Source organism: Jejuibacter sp. L23 (assembly GCF_050815825.1).
Taxonomy (GTDB): Bacteria; Pseudomonadota; Gammaproteobacteria; order Enterobacterales; family Enterobacteriaceae; genus Jejubacter; species Jejubacter calystegiae.
In genome coordinates this window covers 2,935,983-2,952,146 of the sequence record NZ_CP138199.1, presented here as the reverse complement: position 1 = coordinate 2,952,146, position 16,164 = coordinate 2,935,983, and the positions used below count along the sequence as shown (strand labels likewise).

General features: G+C 53.7%; 13 protein-coding genes and 1 tRNA gene. 9 read left to right on the top strand and 5 right to left on the bottom strand.

Annotated features, from left to right (window positions below; all coding sequences use genetic code 11):
* Positions 1–58: 58 nt before the first annotated feature.
* The 3 genes from SCU88_RS13695 to SCU88_RS13685 all read right to left on the bottom strand — a co-directional run bounded on the left by SCU88_RS13695 (position 59) and on the right by SCU88_RS13685 (position 1,633).
* Positions 59–143 (bottom strand) — tRNA-Tyr (locus SCU88_RS13695).
* A 142-nt stretch (positions 144–285) separates the two neighbouring features.
* The gene (gene purU / locus SCU88_RS13690; RefSeq protein WP_175340634.1) at positions 286–1,128 is read right to left on the bottom strand and encodes a formyltetrahydrofolate deformylase; all 843 of its coding nucleotides are present in this window, start codon (positions 1,126–1,128) and stop codon (positions 286–288) included.
* Positions 1,129–1,174: 46 nt separating this feature from the next.
* Positions 1,175–1,633 (bottom strand): YchJ family metal-binding protein, encoded by a 459-nt coding sequence (locus tag SCU88_RS13685; RefSeq protein WP_175340633.1) that lies wholly within the window; start codon positions 1,631–1,633, stop codon positions 1,175–1,177.
* A gap of 111 nt (positions 1,634–1,744) precedes the next feature.
* Between SCU88_RS13685 and rssA the strand changes: the two genes are divergently transcribed.
* The 4 genes from rssA (at position 1,745) to SCU88_RS13665 (ending at position 6,216) form a co-directional block, all read left to right on the top strand.
* Positions 1,745–2,632 carry a patatin-like phospholipase RssA gene (gene rssA, locus SCU88_RS13680; protein ID WP_175340632.1) on the top strand — a complete coding sequence of 296 codons (888 nt, stop codon included), beginning with the start codon at positions 1,745–1,747 and terminating at the stop codon, positions 2,630–2,632.
* A gap of 96 nt (positions 2,633–2,728) precedes the next feature.
* Entirely contained in the window at positions 2,729–3,742 is a 1,014-nt protein-coding gene (gene rssB / locus SCU88_RS13675; RefSeq protein ID WP_175340631.1) for a two-component system response regulator RssB, read from the top strand.
* 198 nt (positions 3,743–3,940) lie between these two features.
* Positions 3,941–4,849 (top strand): UTP--glucose-1-phosphate uridylyltransferase GalU, encoded by a 909-nt coding sequence (galU, locus tag SCU88_RS13670; RefSeq protein WP_175340630.1) that lies wholly within the window; start codon positions 3,941–3,943, stop codon positions 4,847–4,849.
* Between the two features lie 23 nt (positions 4,850–4,872).
* A complete protein-coding gene (locus SCU88_RS13665) occupies positions 4,873–6,216 on the top strand; it encodes a nucleotide sugar dehydrogenase (protein WP_175340629.1) in 1,344 nt (447 codons plus the stop codon).
* A gap of 482 nt (positions 6,217–6,698) precedes the next feature.
* On the opposite strand, the gene hns is transcribed toward SCU88_RS13665, so the two are convergent.
* The gene (hns, locus tag SCU88_RS13660) at positions 6,699–7,112 is read right to left on the bottom strand and encodes a histone-like nucleoid-structuring protein H-NS (RefSeq protein ID WP_138097769.1); all 414 of its coding nucleotides are present in this window, start codon (positions 7,110–7,112) and stop codon (positions 6,699–6,701) included.
* A 539-nt stretch (positions 7,113–7,651) separates the two neighbouring features.
* Here hns and tdk point away from each other — a divergent pair.
* A complete protein-coding gene (tdk, locus tag SCU88_RS13655) occupies positions 7,652–8,257 on the top strand; it encodes a thymidine kinase (RefSeq protein ID WP_138097768.1) in 606 nt (201 codons plus the stop codon).
* A gap of 64 nt (positions 8,258–8,321) precedes the next feature.
* Here the strand turns inward: tdk and adhE are convergent, their stop codons facing one another.
* Positions 8,322–11,015: a bifunctional acetaldehyde-CoA/alcohol dehydrogenase gene (gene adhE, locus SCU88_RS13650; protein ID WP_175340628.1), complete on the bottom strand. Its 2,694-nt coding sequence runs from the start codon at positions 11,013–11,015 to the stop codon at positions 8,322–8,324.
* Between the two features lie 446 nt (positions 11,016–11,461).
* Here adhE and SCU88_RS13645 point away from each other — a divergent pair, with 446 nt between their 5' ends.
* From SCU88_RS13645 to oppC, 4 genes are all read left to right on the top strand, one after another.
* Complete coding sequence (locus SCU88_RS13645) at positions 11,462–12,109, top strand: YchE family NAAT transporter (RefSeq protein WP_175340627.1); 648 nt, start codon at positions 11,462–11,464, stop codon at positions 12,107–12,109.
* A gap of 512 nt (positions 12,110–12,621) precedes the next feature.
* Positions 12,622–14,253 (top strand): oligopeptide ABC transporter substrate-binding protein OppA, encoded by a 1,632-nt coding sequence (oppA, locus tag SCU88_RS13640; RefSeq protein ID WP_175340626.1) that lies wholly within the window; start codon positions 12,622–12,624, stop codon positions 14,251–14,253.
* A gap of 67 nt (positions 14,254–14,320) precedes the next feature.
* Positions 14,321–15,241, top strand: a complete 921-nt coding sequence (gene oppB, locus SCU88_RS13635; RefSeq protein WP_175340625.1) for an oligopeptide ABC transporter permease OppB — start codon at positions 14,321–14,323, stop codon at positions 15,239–15,241.
* Between the two features lie 14 nt (positions 15,242–15,255).
* Positions 15,256–16,164 (top strand): oligopeptide ABC transporter permease OppC, encoded by a 909-nt coding sequence (oppC, locus tag SCU88_RS13630; protein WP_138097763.1) that lies wholly within the window; start codon positions 15,256–15,258, stop codon positions 16,162–16,164.

Genomic DNA, 16,164 nt, shown 5'->3' with positions numbered 1-16,164 from the left:
GGGGCAAATCAAATTGTCGTGGCTTTACGCCGCTTCACTGTAAAACAGTGAGATAGGATGGTGGTGGGGGAAGGATTCGAACCTTCGAAGTCGATGACGGCAGATTTACAGTCTGCTCCCTTTGGCCACTCGGGAACCCCACCACTGGCCTGCTTCCGTCTCGGGAAGCGGGGCGCATCATATCAAATGAAGCGCCCCTGTAAAGAGATGAATAATGGAAAATAAATTGTTTGCGTACTTTTTGCGCGTAACGCCCTAAAGTTAAACAACCTTTTCCCTGGCTGATTACAGAATGATCGTCCGGTTACCGTAAACGAAGACCCGCTGAGCCAGTACCTGGTACAGAGCACGGCTCAGTACGTTTTTCTCAACGTCGCGCCCTGCGCGCATCATATCTTCGGCGGTATAGGTGTGATCGACGTGAATCACATCCTGCATGATGATCGGACCTTCATCCAGATTATCGTTCACGTAGTGCGCCGTAGCACCGATAATCTTCACGCCGCGCTCATAGGCCTGATGATAGGGACGCGCCCCAATAAAGGCTGGTAGAAACGAGTGGTGAATATTAATAATCTGATTCGGGAAACGGGCCACGAATTCCGGGGTCAGCACCCGCATATACTTCGCCAGCACTACATAGTCAGGCGCGTGTACCTCAATGGCGTCCGCCATCTGGCGATCGTGCTGTTCGCGCGTCAGCCCTTCGTGGCTGACCAACTGGAAAGGAATATCAAAGCTTTCGACCAGGCCGCGCAGAGTGTCGTGGTTGCCGATAACCGCGGCGATTTCCACGTCCAGCCCGCCGTAACGCGACTTCATCAGCAGATCCCCCAGACAGTGGGCCTCTTTGGTGACCAGAATCACTACCCGACGCGAACCGGCGGGATGCAGCTCGCGCAGGGAACCTTGCGGTAGGGCACCGTCAAGATCCGCCAGTAGGGTAGTGTCATTAAAGATCCCTTCCAGCTCGGTACGCATAAAGAAGCGGCCAGTACGATGGTCGACGAACTCATTATTCTGAACGATGTTCAGCTCGTGCTTGTAGCAGATATTAGTGATGCGTGCGATAAGCCCTTTCTGGTCGGGGCAGATGGTACGCAGTACTTTTCGTTGTAAAGCTTGCATTGCGGGGAAGATCCTGTTGAAGGAATGTCAGTTGTTGTGCGTGCCGTTAGCGGCCGCAGCACTTTTTAAATTTTTTCCCGGACCCGCAGGGGCAGGGATCGTTACGTCCGATATCCGGTCGCTGGCCGTCGACATAGTACCACTGTCCCTGTTCTTTTAAGAACCGGGAGCGTTCGATAATCGCGCCGGGCACGCCCTGTTCCTCATAGCGCGCAACAAAGCTGACGTAGCCTTCATCCGCGTTGCGTCCGGGGCTCTCTTCGAATAGCGTGAGTCCCTGCCATTGAGTGCGGGCGAAACCGGATTCAAGGTCGGCACGCAGCCGTTCGGCTTCCACCGTGGGATGCCAACTGACGATCAGCCATCCGGCGTCTTTCATTACGAAAGCGCTGTAGCGGCTGCGCATAAGTTGTGACGGATCTTTAGGTAACAGGTCTCCGCGTAGGTAAGGCTGGCAACATAGGCTATAATCCAAACCGCTGCCACAAGGACAAAGCTGCGACAAAGTATCTCCTTGGGTATAAAAACGAACGAATACGGCCAGGCAGCCTATATTAACTGAGCGGTGGCGTTGACGCCACGAGGTGTTTTTTCCGGGGAAGCAGACCGAGGCGTAATGAGACAGGTGAAAATTGGACTGGCGCTGGGTTCGGGCGCAGCCAAGGGATGGGCCCATATTGGCGTGATTAATGCGCTGGCGAAGATCGGCATTCGGCCGGATATTATTACGGGCTGTTCAGTAGGATCCCTGGTGGGCGCCGCCTGTGCCTGTGACCGCCTGACGACGTTTGAACGCTGGGTTCGCTCCTTCAGCTACTGGGACGTTTTGCGTTTGATGGATCTCTCCTGGCGTCGCGGTGGCCTGCTGCGCGGCGAGCGGGTATTTAATCACGTACGTCGACTTATTCCTCTCGATCGCATCGAACAGATGCCACTGCGCTTTGCCACAGTGGCGACCAACCTGAGTACCGGCCGCGAGCTGTGGTTTACCGAAGGTGACTTACATACCGCCGTGCGTGCGTCGTGCAGCATGCCGGGTCTGTTGTCGCCGGTGCGTCATAATGGGTACTGGCTGGTGGATGGCGCGGTGGTCAACCCGGTTCCGGTCTCGCTGACCCGGGCGCTGGGAGCGGATATCGTTATTGCGGTCGATCTCCAGCATGACGCCCACCTGATGCAGCAGGATTTGCTGTCTGATGAGCCGCGCAATGAGCCCGGACGTCAGCCAGCCGGGTGGCGCAAGCGCCTGGGCCAACTGCTGACCCGGCGAACCAGCGCGCCGCCCGGTGCGATGGAGATCATGAGTACCTCTATTCAGGTGCTGGAAAATCGTCTGAAGCGCAACCGTATGGCGGGGGATCCGCCGGATATCGTTCTGCAACCCTACTGCCCGCAAATCTCCACCCTGGATTTTCATCGGGCCGATGAGGCGATTGCGGCCGGAACGCTCGCGGTTGAGAAAAAGCTGGATGAACTATTACCACTGGTGCGTACTTATGAATAATAGTTCCGTGCGCTTTAAGCTTCTTCGGCTAAATCTGACAGGCGCAAACCCCCGACACATGCCACTATTTAACTATTGCCAGTCTGGGGAACACACATGACACAGCCGTTGGTCGGAAAACAGATTCTCATTGTCGAAGACGAAGCCGTTTTCCGATCGCTGCTGGACTCTTACCTGGTCTCTCTTGGCGCTATAACGCGACTGGCCGGGGACGGCGTGGAGGCGTTGGAGCAGATTGCCAGCGCCATGCCCGATCTACTGATCTGCGATCTGGCCATGCCGCGCATGAATGGTCTGACGCTGGTGGAGCGCATTCGTAACACCGGCAATCAAATGCCCATTCTGGTGATTTCAGCCACCGAGAATATGTCGGATATCGCCAGAGCTTTGCGATTGGGTGTTCAGGACGTCCTGCTCAAACCGATTAAGGATCTTAACCGACTGCGGGAGACGGTCTTTGCCTGTCTTTATCCTTCCGCCTTTAATTCCCGGGTGGAAGAGGAGGAACGCCTGTTTCAGGACTGGGATGCGCTGGTTAGCAACCCGCAGGCGGCAGCCAGCCTGCTGCAGCAATTACAGCCGCCCGTGCAACAGGATATCGCCCACTGTCGGGTCAATTACCGACAACTGGTCTCTGCCGATAAACCCGGTCTGGTGCTGGATATTGCCCCGCTGTCGGACAACGATCTGGCATTCTACTGCCTGGACGTGACCCGGGCAGGGGATAACGGCGTACTGGCGGCATTGCTGCTGCGTGCGTTATTTAACGGGTTACTTCAGGAACAGCTGGCGCGTCAGCGTCAGCGACTTCCGGAATTAGGGACTTTACTTAAACAGGTGAATCAGTTACTTCGCCAGGCTAATTTAGTCGGACAGTTTCCGTTACTGGTTGGTTATTATCACAGTACGTTAAAAAATCTTATTTTAGTCTCTGCCGGTTTGAATGCTTCTTTAAATACCGGCGGCCATCAAATTCAGGTCAGCAACGGTGTTCCGCTGGGTACTCTGGGAAATACCTACCTCAATCAAATCAGCCAACGCTGCGACGCCTGGCAGTGCCAGGTCTGGGGCGCAGGGGGGCGGCTGCGGCTTATGTTGAGCACAGAGTAAGCATCTAAATCCTTTGCCTAAAAATGGTCTCTGCTCTTATGACCTGTGGTGCTAATATCACCTCAGGTTGTTTCGTATTAGTCTTAATTTACTGGTGAGGCAGGTATTTCGGGGCGGAAATTTTTTTCAAGCTGATATACTCGACCTCGTTTTAATTGACGTACAAGTATCATGCTTGAACAGTCCAGGAGATTTTTAATGGCTGCTAATAATGCAAAAGTAAGGAAAGCGGTAATCCCGGTTGCGGGTCTGGGAACGCGTATGTTGCCGGCGACCAAGGCCATCCCCAAAGAGATGCTGCCGCTGGTTGATAAACCGCTGATTCAGTATGTGGTCAATGAATGTATTGCCGCAGGAATCACCGAGATTGTTCTGGTTACCCACTCCTCCAAGAACTCCATTGAAAACCACTTCGATACCAGTTTCGAACTGGAAGCCATGCTGGAAAAACGCGTTAAGCGTCAGTTGCTGGCCGAAGTGCAGTCCATCTGTCCGCCGCACGTGACCATTATGCAGGTGCGTCAGGGGCTGGCGAAAGGGCTGGGACATGCGGTGCTGTGCGCCCATCCGGTGGTCGGCAATGAGCCGGTGGCTGTGATTCTGCCGGACGTGATTCTGGACGAATACGAGTCCGATCTGAGCCGGGATAACCTCGCTGAAATGATTCATCGTTTCGAAGAGACCGGGCACAGCCAGATTATGGTCGAGCCGGTGGAAGATGTAACCGCATACGGCGTGGTGGATTGCAAAGGCGCGGAGCTGAACCCGGGCGATAGCGTGCCGATGGTTGGCATTGTGGAAAAACCGAAGGCCAGCGAAGCGCCTTCTAACCTTTCCGTGGTGGGCCGCTACGTGCTCAGCGCTGATATCTGGCCGCTGCTGGCCCGTACACCTCCGGGCGCTGGCGATGAAATTCAGCTGACGGACTCTATCGCTATGCTGATGGATAAAGAGACCGTTGAGGCTTACCACATGAAGGGTAAGAGCCACGATTGCGGCAACAAGCTTGGCTATATGCAGGCGTTTGTTGAGTACGGCGTCCGCCACGATAGCCTGGGCGAAGAGTTCAAGGCCTGGCTAACAGAGGCCGTTGGCGGAAAAAAATAAATCACTGAAACCGGGACAACCTAATGAAAGTGACGGTATTTGGCATTGGCTACGTGGGGCTGGTGCAGGCTGCAGTGCTTGCTGAAGTCGGCCACGACGTCATGTGTATCGATGTCGATGAAACCAAAGTTGAGAATCTGAAAAAGGGGAATATCCCCATTTATGAACCGGGCCTGACGCCGCTGGTCACTAAAAATTACGAAGAGGGGCGTTTGAATTTCAGTACTGACGCCCGTCTGGGGGTAGAGCACGGCACGATGCAGTTTATCGCCGTGGGAACACCACCGGACGAAGACGGCTCTGCGGATCTGAAATACGTTCTCGCCGTTGCCCGCACTATTGCCCAGCATATGACCTCTCATAAGGTGGTGCTGGATAAGTCAACCGTACCAGTCGGTACGGCGGAGAAAGTACGTGCGGCTATGGACGAAACCCTGAAGAGCCGCGGCGTTGAGATTCCCTTCGATGTTGTCTCTAACCCTGAATTCCTGAAAGAAGGGGCCGCGGTGGCGGATTGTAAGCGCCCTGAGCGCATTGTGGTGGGCACCGACAATGAAGAGGTTGTCGACCTGCTGCGTGAGCTCTATGAGCCTTTCAACCGCAACCATGACCGGATGATCCTGATGGATATCCGCAGTGCCGAGCTGACCAAATATGCCGCCAACTGCATGCTGGCGACCAAAATCAGCTTTATGAACGAGATCGCCAACCTGGCGGAGCATCTGGGCGCGGATATCGAAAAAGTACGTCAGGGAATCGGTTCGGATTCTCGCATTGGTTACCACTTTATCTATGCCGGCTGTGGCTACGGTGGTTCCTGTTTCCCGAAAGATGTGCAGGCATTAATCCGCACAGCGCAGCAGATTGGCTATGAACCCAGACTGTTGCGTGCGGTTGAAGATATTAACGACGATCAGAAACAGAAGCTGCCGCAGTATATCGCGCGTCACTTCGGTGAGGATCTGAAAGGGAAAACCTTCGCGCTGTGGGGACTTTCTTTTAAACCCAACACTGACGATATGCGTGAGGCCTCCAGCCGCGTTCTGATGGAAGAACTCTGGAAACGTGGTGCAACGGTACAGGCATACGATCCCGAGGCGATGGATGAGACTCAGCGTATCTATGGGCATCGCGATGATTTGCGTCTGATGGGCACCAAAGAGGCCGCATTGCATAAGGCAGATGCATTAATTATCTGTACCGAATGGCAGAGCTTCCGTGCGCCGGACCTGGAGTTTATTCAGCAGACGCTGAACCAGCCGGTTATATTTGATGGACGAAATCTGTTCGATCCGGAGCGTCTCAGCCGTCGCGGTTTTACCTATTATGCGATTGGTCGCGGAGCCTCTTTGAAACAGGCCTCCTGATACTTCATCCGCGTTATGAAACAGGCAGTCGCTTCAGCGACTGCCTGTTTTTTTATCGGTATTTGCCGTGCGTCGCAGACTTCATTTCATTGAGCTCTCTTTTCATTAACCGGAACGGTACACGGGTTATTTGCTATGGCTGCCTGGCAGATGATACGTTGTGGGTATAAATCTGGGACTTTATCTGATAACGAAAATTAAGGTACAGAGTGTTATAAGTCGTGGAGGAGGAGAGGGGGAAATCAGAAAATCCCTGACGATATCGTCTAAGAAGATTCTCTATTCGCATCATGACGGGCGCATGGGTGCGGCAAGGTCAGGAGAAAGATGAATTTATTGCCACAGGTCTATTGCGGCTTTGTTATTTAGCTGTAATTAATCACGGCGCTGGGGGGATGGGAATTTTCACGGCACTGAGTCCAGGTCGGGGAGAGAGGCAATAAAAAATCCCGCCATGGCGGGATTTTTCATAGCAATACCAATCACTCTTTGATGAGGAAGTCTTCCAGGCTCTTGCCCTGCTCATCAATGGCTTTCTTGATTACCGCCGGGGTACGGCCCTGGCCGGTCCAGGTTTTAGCTTCACCGTTTTCGTCGGTGTATTCATATTTTGCCGGACGAGCAGCGCGCTTGGCTTTGGTACCCGCTTTGCTGCTGCTCATAGCGCTCAGCAGATCGTTAGGATCAATACCGTCGGCAATCAGCATTTCGCGATATTGCTGCAGTTTCTTGTTACGCTCTTCAATTTCAGCTGCTGCAGCGTTTTCTTCTTCGCGGCGCTCATTTACCACGACTTCCAGTTTCTCCAGCATTTCTTCGAGCGTTTCCAGTGTGCATTCTCTGGCCTGAGCACGAAGAGTACGGATGTTGTTCAGAATTTTAAGTGCTTCGCTCATTTTAGTAATCTCAAACTTATATTGGGGGAGTGGTTTGTTGAGGTAATAATAGAGCCTTCATTCTGGTTCTGCAATAGGGTAAATGTAAGGAACGCAAAATATCGCATTGGCCGACACATCTTTTATTATTCTATTTACTTTAATTGACCCTGTTCTGTATCACAGAAAAACGCCATGACAGTCAAAATTTCGGCAGAGAGCATGGGGGGAGGGTGTCAGATAAAAGCATCAATCGATAATTTTTTTCATTTCACTGGTCGCTTATTCTTCGATATAGCGGGATAACAGGAGGGCGATCACAGTTTTTGATTATGAATGAAAGCGAGCGGAGTGACGATAAAAATGCTTTATAGTCCGTAAGTTAACAAACGATAACCTGATAATGACCATGCGGACAATCACAGATGCGAATAGTTCTAAGCCATATATAATATGTTAATCACCCTGAAGTCAGAGGGGAATGGAGCCGGGGAGACTCGGGGATATGGTACAATCATGGCTCTATACTTTTTGACATCCAGACCGGGGTTTTGACTTCGATGGCGCAGCTCTATTTCTACTATTCTGCAATGAATGCCGGTAAATCTACCGCACTGTTACAATCCTCATGGAACTACCAGGAGCGTGGTATGCGGACGGTTGTTTATACCGCAGAAATTGACGACCGTTTTGGTTCCGGTAAGGTGAGTTCCCGTATCGGCCTCTCTTCTCCCGCCCGGCTATATAATCCTGAAACTTCCTTACTGGCAGAGATTCGCGAAGAGCACCAGCGTCAGACCATCCACTGCGTGCTGGTGGATGAGAGCCAGTTTCTGACTCGTGAGCAGGTCTCTGAACTTGCTGCGGTGGTCGATGACCTGGATATTCCTGTGCTCTGCTACGGGCTGCGTACCGATTTTCGCGGCGAACTGTTTAGCGGCAGTCAATATCTGCTAGCCTGGTCGGATAAGCTGGTGGAATTAAAGACCGTCTGCTTCTGCGGCCGTAAGGCGAGTATGGTGCTGCGGCTGGACCAAAACGGACGTCCTTATCAGGAAGGGGCTCAGGTGGAAATAGGGGGCAATGAGCGCTACGTATCGGTGTGTCGCAAACACTATAAGGAAGCGCTGGCGAAAGGCTCTTTGCAGGCGATACAGGGCTGCTGATGTCTTGTGAAGCAGGCAATAAAAAACCCGCCGGGAAACGGCGGGTTTTTTTATTGCTTAGCGATTAGGCGCTTTTCTTGCTCTTGCGCGCTTTAGCCGCCGGTGCAGCTTTCGGTTTTGCCGCTGCTGCCGGTGCTTCAGTGGTTTCGCCTTCTACGAAATCGCGGCCGTAGTAGGTATCCAGCATAATCTGTTTCAGCTCGGCGATCAGCGGGTAGCGCGGGTTAGCGCCGGTGCACTGGTCGTCGAAAGCGTCTTCAGACAGCTTGTCCAGGTTCGCCAGGAAGTCGGCTTCCTGAACTCCAGCTTCGCGGATAGATTTCGGAATCCCCAGCTCAGCCTTCAGGCTTTCCAGCCATGCCAGCAGTTTCTCAATCTTCTGCGCGGTACGGTCGCCTGCGGCACTCAGGCCGAGATGATCGGCAATCTCAGCGTAACGACGGCGTGCCTGCGGACGGTCGTACTGGCTGAATGCGGTCTGCTTGGTCGGGTTGTCGTTCGCGTTGTAGCGGATGACGTTACAGATCAGCAGGGCGTTGGCCAGACCGTGCGGAATGTGGAACTGAGAACCCAGTTTGTGCGCCATAGAGTGGCACACGCCCAGGAAGGCGTTAGCAAACGCGATACCGGCGATGGTGGCCGCACTGTGCACGCGCTCGCGGGCTACCGGGTTATGGGCGCCTTCGTGGTAAGAGGCCGGCAGATGCTCTTTGAGCAGCTTCAGCGCCTGCAGGGCCTGACCGTCAGAGAACTCGGATGCCAGCACTGAGACGTAGGCTTCCAGCGCATGGGTTACCGCATCCAGGCCGCCGAAGGCGCACAGGGATTTCGGCATATCCATCACCAGGTTGGCGTCGACAATCGCCATATCCGGGGTCAGCGCGTAGTCTGCCAGCGGATACTTCTGGCCGGTTTCATCATCGGTCACGACCGCGAACGGCGTGACTTCAGAACCGGTACCGGAAGTGGTGGTCACGGCAATCATCTTCGCCTTGACGCCCATTTTCGGGAACTTATGGATACGCTTGCGGATGTCCATAAAGCGCAGCGCCAGCTCTTCGAAATGGGTTTCCGGATGTTCGTACATCACCCACATGATCTTCGCGGCATCCATCGGGGAACCGCCGCCCAGCGCGATAATCACGTCAGGCTTGAAGGAGTTCATCTGCTCTGCGCCTTTGCGCACGATGCTCAGCGTCGGATCCGCTTCAACTTCGAAGAAGACCTCGGTTTCCACACCGGCAGCCTTCAGAACGGAAGTAATCTGGTCGGCGTAGCCGTTGTTGAACAGGAAGCGGTCGGTCACGATAAAGGCGCGTTTGTGGCCATCGGTAACCACTTCATCCAGCGCTACCGGCAGTGAGCCGCGGCGGAAGTAGATTGATTTCGGAAGTTTATGCCACAACATGTTTTCAGCTCGCTTAGCAACGGTTTTCTTGTTGATCAGGTGCTTAGGACCAACGTTCTCGGAGATAGAGTTACCGCCCCATGAGCCGCAGCCCAGGGTAAGAGAAGGCGCGAGCTTAAAGTTGTACAGGTCGCCGATACCGCCCTGAGAGGCCGGAGTGTTAATCAGGATACGGGCAGTCTTCATCTTATCGCCGAAGAAGTTCACGCGAGCCTGCTGGTTGTCCTGGTCGGTGTAGAGGCAGGAGGTATGACCGATACCGCCCATAGCCACCAGTTTTTCCGCTTTCACGACTGCGTCTTCGAAGTCGGTGGCGCGGTACATCGCCAGGGTCGGGGAGAGTTTTTCGTGAGCAAACGGCTCGCTCTCATCCACGTCGGTCACTTCACCGATCAGAATCTTGGTGCCGACCGGAACCTCGATGCCCGCCATTTCCGCGATTTTCGTTGCGGGCTGACCCACGATGGCGGCATTAAGCGCGCCATTTTTCAGGATAATGTCCTGAACGGCTTTCAGCTCTTTACCCTGCAGCAGGTAACCGCCGTGGCTGGCGAAACGCTCGCGAACCGCGTCGTATACCGAGTCCACCACCACTACCGACTGCTCGGAGGCGCAGATGACGCCGTTGTCGAAGGTTTTGGACATCAGGATCGACGCCACGGCGCGTTTGATATCGGCCGTTTCGTCGATAACTACCGGAGTGTTACCCGCACCCACGCCGATAGCCGGTTTGCCGGAGCTGTAGGCGGCTTTCACCATACCCGGACCACCGGTGGCCAGAATCAGGTTGATGTCAGGGTGGTGCATCAGCTGATTTGAGAGCTCCACGGAAGGCTCGTCAATCCAGCCGATAATATCTTTCGGCGCGCCGGCCGCGATAGCCGCCTGCAGCACGATGTCCGCGGCTTTGTTGGTGGCGTTTTTGGCACGCGGGTGCGGAGAGAAGATAATAGCGTTACGGGTTTTCAGGCTGATCAACGCTTTAAAAATTGCGGTTGAAGTCGGGTTCGTAGTTGGAACGATACCGCAGATGATCCCGGTGGGTTCGGCGATGGTGATGGTGCCGAAGGTATCATCTTCATCAAGAATGCCGCAGGTCTTTTCATCTTTATAGGCATTGTAGATATATTCGGAAGCGAAGTGGTTTTTGATCACTTTATCTTCAACGATACCCATGCCGGATTCAGAAACGGCCATTTTGGCGAGGGGGATTCGAGCATCGGCGGCAGCCAGTGCAGCGGCGCGGAAGATTTTATCGACCTGCTCTTGGGTGAAATTGGCATATTCACGCTGGGCCTTTTTTACGCGCTCGACGAGTGCGTTCAGTTCAGCGACGTTAGTAACAGCCATAATGCTCTCCTGATAATGTTAAACTCTTTTAGTAAATCAGCATCCAGGACCTCAGTATAGCCTGCCGATTGGCTGTCGCTGGCGCGAAAACAGCAGCGACGCAGATTTACTAAAAGAGCCTTGCCTTAAACATCATCAACCTGACGCTGTTATCCCTGGCGGCGACACCAAGATTACTCACTTCTGAGTAGTTATTTTGTGATCGGCGTCAATTTTACGCCAAGCTGACACCTTTCAGCATGCGGTTTTGATGGTTTTTTAATCGTGCGGGGTCACGCCAAAGGAGTAGCCGCCAGGCGACTGACTATAATCTCAGCGAAAAGCCGTGGCGCCTTGCCGCAGTGGCGGTGGAGATAAGCGCCGGATGGTGAATTAACGTGGCGTCGCTGGCGCTTTTCCATTACATTACGCGGGCCTTTTTTCCCGTTCATTTTGTGGAGTCTCGGGTGACTCAGATACTGTTCGATTTTCCGACCTGGTTTAAGTTCTTTATTGGTCTGTTTGCGCTGGTTAACCCGGTAGGGATCCTGCCAGTGTTTATCAGTATGACCAGCTACCAGACCGCGGCGGCGCGTAACAAGACCAATATGACCGCCAGTCTTTCGGTCGCCATTATTCTCTGGAGCTCGCTGTTCCTGGGAGATGCCATCCTGCAGATGTTTGGTATCTCTATCGACTCTTTCCGAATTGCTGGCGGTATTCTGGTGGTCACCATCGCGATGTCGATGATTAGCGGCAAGCTGGGTGAGGACAAACAGAACAAGCAGGAAAAATCGGAAACGGCCATCCGCGAGAACGTGGGGGTGGTGCCGCTGGCGCTGCCGCTGATGGCGGGCCCCGGTGCTATCAGTTCTACCATTGTCTGGAGCACCCGCTACGACAGCTGGCTTCATCTGGCGGGATTTAGCGTAGCGATCGCGCTGTTTGCCCTGAGCTGCTGGCTGCTATTCCGCGCCGCGCCCTGGTTGGTGCGTCTGCTGGGGCAGACCGGCATTAACGTTATTACCCGAATCATGGGCCTGCTGCTGATGGCGCTGGGGATTGAGTTTATCGTCACTGGTATTAAATCGATATTTCCGGGCCTGTTAAGTTAATCGACGGTTATTTATTCCCATTCTCTGCGGCGCCTGACGGGCGCCGCTGTCGTATATATCTCTTCTGATATACAAAAATTGTATCGGCAATGCCGGAACAAGTCTGGCGGCTGCCTGACGTCAATGCTATTGATACGGCATCCGTCGGCATCCGTCGGCATTGTCGCAATTGGGTGATTTTTATCCGCCCGTCGCATAGCTTAACAATTTTGCAAAATAATCCTGGCGGAAGCGTTTTGTTCTTTGCTAGCCTGCGATGGGCGGCTTTATATAACTCTTTATAATGCAATAACGATAATTTATAGCGTTAAGCGCCATTTTAAATCTTTCACCTGGTGATGGTGTCTACCTCTGTCTGGCCGATTTAACAATACGGCGCGCCGGATTAGCGCGACGTAAAAGAGTGACGGGTTGTCGGTCTTTCGTTCATACCGACGCCCGCCGCCGGGCTCGTCCCGGTATGGCGCAGGCCTGAAAGGGCCAATAATTATAAGTACAGGAGCAATAACACAATGACCATCATCACAAAGAAGACCGGGATCGCCGTCGCGATACTGGCGGCGTTTATCACGGCGAATGGGGCAGGGGCGGCGGAGGTTCCTGAAGGAACGACCCTGGCGGAAAAGCAGACCCTGGTGCGTAATAACGGTGCGGAAGTACAGTCGCTGGATCCGCATAAAATAGAAGGAGTCCCTGAATCTAATGTGAATCGCGATCTGTTCGAGGGGCTACTGATTTCCGATCTTCAGGGGCATCCCATCCCAGGCGTAGCGGAAAAATGGGACAACCAGGATTTTAAAGTCTGGACCTTCCATCTGCGTAAAAACGCTAAATGGTCCAACGGCGAACCGGTGACTGCCCAGGACTTTGTCTATAGCTGGCAGCGACTGGCGACGCCAGATACCGCATCGCCTTACGCCAGTTATCTTCAGTATGGGCATATCGCCAACGTCGACGATATTATCGCCGGTAAGAAAAAACCGGAGACTCTGGGGGTTAAAGCGCTGGATGCTCATACCCTACAGGTCACGCTAAGTGAACCGGTGCCTTATTTTTATAAACTGCTGATTCACCCTTCGATGTCGCCGGTGCCCAGGGCCACAATTGAAAAATATGGTGAGAAGTGGACCCAGCCAGGAAATATGGTGAATAATGGCGCTTATAGCGTCAAGCAATGGGTGGTGAATGAGCGCCTGGTGCTGGCCCGCAATCCGCAGTACTGGAATAACGCCAAAACTGTGATTAACCAGGTGACCTGGTTACCCGTTGCTTCTGAAGTGACCGATGTTAACCGTTACCGCAGCGGCGGAATTGACATCACCAATAATTACCTGCCCATTGAGCTGTTTCGCAAACTGAAACAGGAACTGCCGAAAGAGCTCAGTATCACCCCCTATATGTGCACCTACTATTTCGAAATCAATAATAAGAAACCGCCGTTTAATGACCCGCGGGTGCGTACCGCGCTTAAACTGGGGCTGGATCGCGATATCATTGTCAATAAGGTGAAAAACCAGGGCGACCTCCCGGCGTACAGCTATACCCCGCCTTACGCCGACGGAATGAAACTGACGAAGCCGGAATGGTTCGGCTGGAGCCAGGAAAAACGTAATGAAGAGGCGCGTAAACTGCTGGAAGAAGCGGGCTATGGCAAAGGAAAACCGCTGAGTGTCGACCTGCTGTATAACACCTCGGATCTGCATAAGAAGATGGCGATTGCCACCGCCTCTATCTGGAAGAAAAACCTGGGGATTAACGTTCGTCTGGAAAACCAGGAGTGGAAAACCTTCCTGGATACCCGCCATCAGGGGAATTATGATGTGGCCCGCGCCGGCTGGTGTGCCGATTATAATGAGCCAAGCTCGTTCCTGAACACCATGCTGTCGGGCAGTTCCAATAATACTGCGCATTACCAGAGCCCGGCATTCGATAAGATTATTGCCGAGACCCTGAAAGCCTCTGGCGATGAGGCCCGGGCAGAGCTTTATGATAAGGCGGAGCAGCAGTTGGACAAAGACTCCGTCATTGTGCCTGTCTATTACTATGTGAACACCCGACTGGTGAAGCCGTGGGTAGGGGGATATACCGGCAAGGATCCGCTGGATAATACCTACACCAAAGATATGTACATTATTAAGCACTGATGGTCCGCGGCGGGTTAAGTCCCGCCGCACGATGCCTCTTCAGTGACAGAGCCAGAGGGTTAGGGCAATGCTGAAATTTATCCTGCGTCGCTGTCTGGAAGCGATACCGACGCTTTTTATCTTAATAACCATCTCCTTTTTTATGATGCGCCTGGCGCCCGGTAGTCCATTTACCGGCGAGCGTAATCTACCGCCCGAAGTGATGGCCAATATCGAGGCCAAATACCACCTTAACGATCCCATCATGACCCAGTATGCGAGCTACCTGAAACAGCTGGCTCACGGGGATTTCGGGCCGTCATTTAAATATAAAGATTATTCGGTTAACGATCTGGTGGCCGGCGCCTTCCCGGTATCGGCGAAGCTGGGGCTGGCTGCATTCGCACTGGCGGTCATTCTGGGGGTGGGAGCCGGTACTGTGGCCGCCCTGAAGCAGAACACCAAATGGGATTATACGGTGATGGGGTTCGCCATGACCGGGGTGGTGATTCCCGGCTTTGTAGTGGCGCCGCTGCTGGTGCTGATCTTCTCGATTACCCTGAAGTGGCTGCCGGGAGGCGGCTGGAACGGTGGGCAGATAAACTATGTGATTTTGCCGATGGTGGCGCTGTCACTGGCTTATATCGCAAGTATTGCCCGTATTACCCGCGGCTCGATGATCGAGGTGCTGCACTCGAACTTTATTCGTACCGCCCGGGCCAAGGGGCTGCCGATGCGGCGTATTATTCTGCGCCATGCGCTGCGTCCCGCGCTGTTACCGGTGCTCTCCTATATGGGGCCGGCTTTCGTGGGTATTATTACCGGCTCGATGGTGATTGAGACCATTTTTGGCCTGCCGGGAATCGGCCAGCTGTTTGTTAACGGCGCTCTGAATCGTGACTATTCACTGGTACTCAGTCTGACGATTCTGGTTGGGGTGCTGACCATTCTGTTTAATGCGGTGGTCGATGTACTTTATGCGCTGATCGACCCGAAAATTCGTTACTGACGCGGAGCTGACCGATGATGATGAGTAATAAAAACAGCGCCGTGCTGGAGGATTTCAGCCAGCAACTGGATGTTAAAGGGCGCAGTCTGTGGCAGGACGCGCGACGCCGCTTCCTGCATAACCGTGCCGCTACCACCAGTCTGCTGGTTCTGGCACTGATCGCGCTGTTTGTGGTGCTGGCGCCGATGCTATCCGCTTTTACCTATGATGATACCGACTGGGCGATGATGTCCGCGGCGCCGGAATGGGCCAGCGGGCACTACTTTGGTACCGACTCTTCCGGGCGCGATCTGCTGGTGCGGGTGGCCATTGGCGGGCGTATTTCTCTGATGGTGGGGATCTGCGCGGCGCTGGTGGCGATCGTTGTGGGCACGCTGTATGGCGCGCTTTCTGGCTACCTCGGCGGCCGGGTGGATTCTGTGATGATGCGCCTGCTGGAAATCCTCAACTCGTTTCCGTTTATGTTTTTCGTGATCCTGCTGGTGACCTTTTTTGGCCAGAACATTTTGTTGATCTTTGTGGCGATCGGCATGGTTTCCTGGCTGGATATGGCGCGTATCGTGCGCGGCCAGACCCTGAGCCTTAAGCGCAAGGAGTTTATCGAAGCAGCTCAGGTCGGCGGCGTCTCGACCGCCGGGATTGTGATGCGTCATATCGTTCCCAATGTACTGGGCGTGGTGGTGATCTATGCCTCGCTGCTGGTACCGAACATGATTCTGTTTGAATCCTTCCTGAGCTTTCTGGGGCTGGGCACTCAGGAGCCGCTTAGTAGCTGGGGAGCGCTGTTGAGCGATGGCGCCAACTCAATGGAGGTATCGCCCTGGCTGCTGCTGTTCCCGGCGGGTTTTCTGGTGGTGACCCTGTTCTGTTTTAACTTTATCGGCGATGGCCTGCGTGATGCCCTCGACCCGAAAGATCGTTAA

Bases quoted from the DNA above. Each gene is read 5' to 3' on its own strand.
- purU (WP_175340634.1), bottom strand. From the start codon at position 1,128: ATGCAAGCTTTACAACGAAAAGTACTGCGTACCATCTGCCCCGACCAG.
- oppB (WP_175340625.1), top strand. From the start codon at position 14,321: ATGCTGAAATTTATCCTGCGTCGCTGTCTGGAAGCGATACCGACGCTT.
- oppC (WP_138097763.1), top strand. From the start codon at position 15,256: ATGATGATGAGTAATAAAAACAGCGCCGTGCTGGAGGATTTCAGCCAG.
- tdk (WP_138097768.1), top strand. From the start codon at position 7,652: ATGGCGCAGCTCTATTTCTACTATTCTGCAATGAATGCCGGTAAATCT.
- galU (WP_175340630.1), top strand. From the start codon at position 3,941: ATGGCTGCTAATAATGCAAAAGTAAGGAAAGCGGTAATCCCGGTTGCG.
- oppA (WP_175340626.1), top strand. From the start codon at position 12,622: ATGACCATCATCACAAAGAAGACCGGGATCGCCGTCGCGATACTGGCG.
- rssA (WP_175340632.1), top strand. From the start codon at position 1,745: ATGAGACAGGTGAAAATTGGACTGGCGCTGGGTTCGGGCGCAGCCAAG.
- SCU88_RS13665 (WP_175340629.1), top strand. From the start codon at position 4,873: ATGAAAGTGACGGTATTTGGCATTGGCTACGTGGGGCTGGTGCAGGCT.
- rssB (WP_175340631.1), top strand. From the start codon at position 2,729: ATGACACAGCCGTTGGTCGGAAAACAGATTCTCATTGTCGAAGACGAA.
- adhE (WP_175340628.1), bottom strand. From the start codon at position 11,015: ATGGCTGTTACTAACGTCGCTGAACTGAACGCACTCGTCGAGCGCGTA.
- hns (WP_138097769.1), bottom strand. From the start codon at position 7,112: ATGAGCGAAGCACTTAAAATTCTGAACAACATCCGTACTCTTCGTGCT.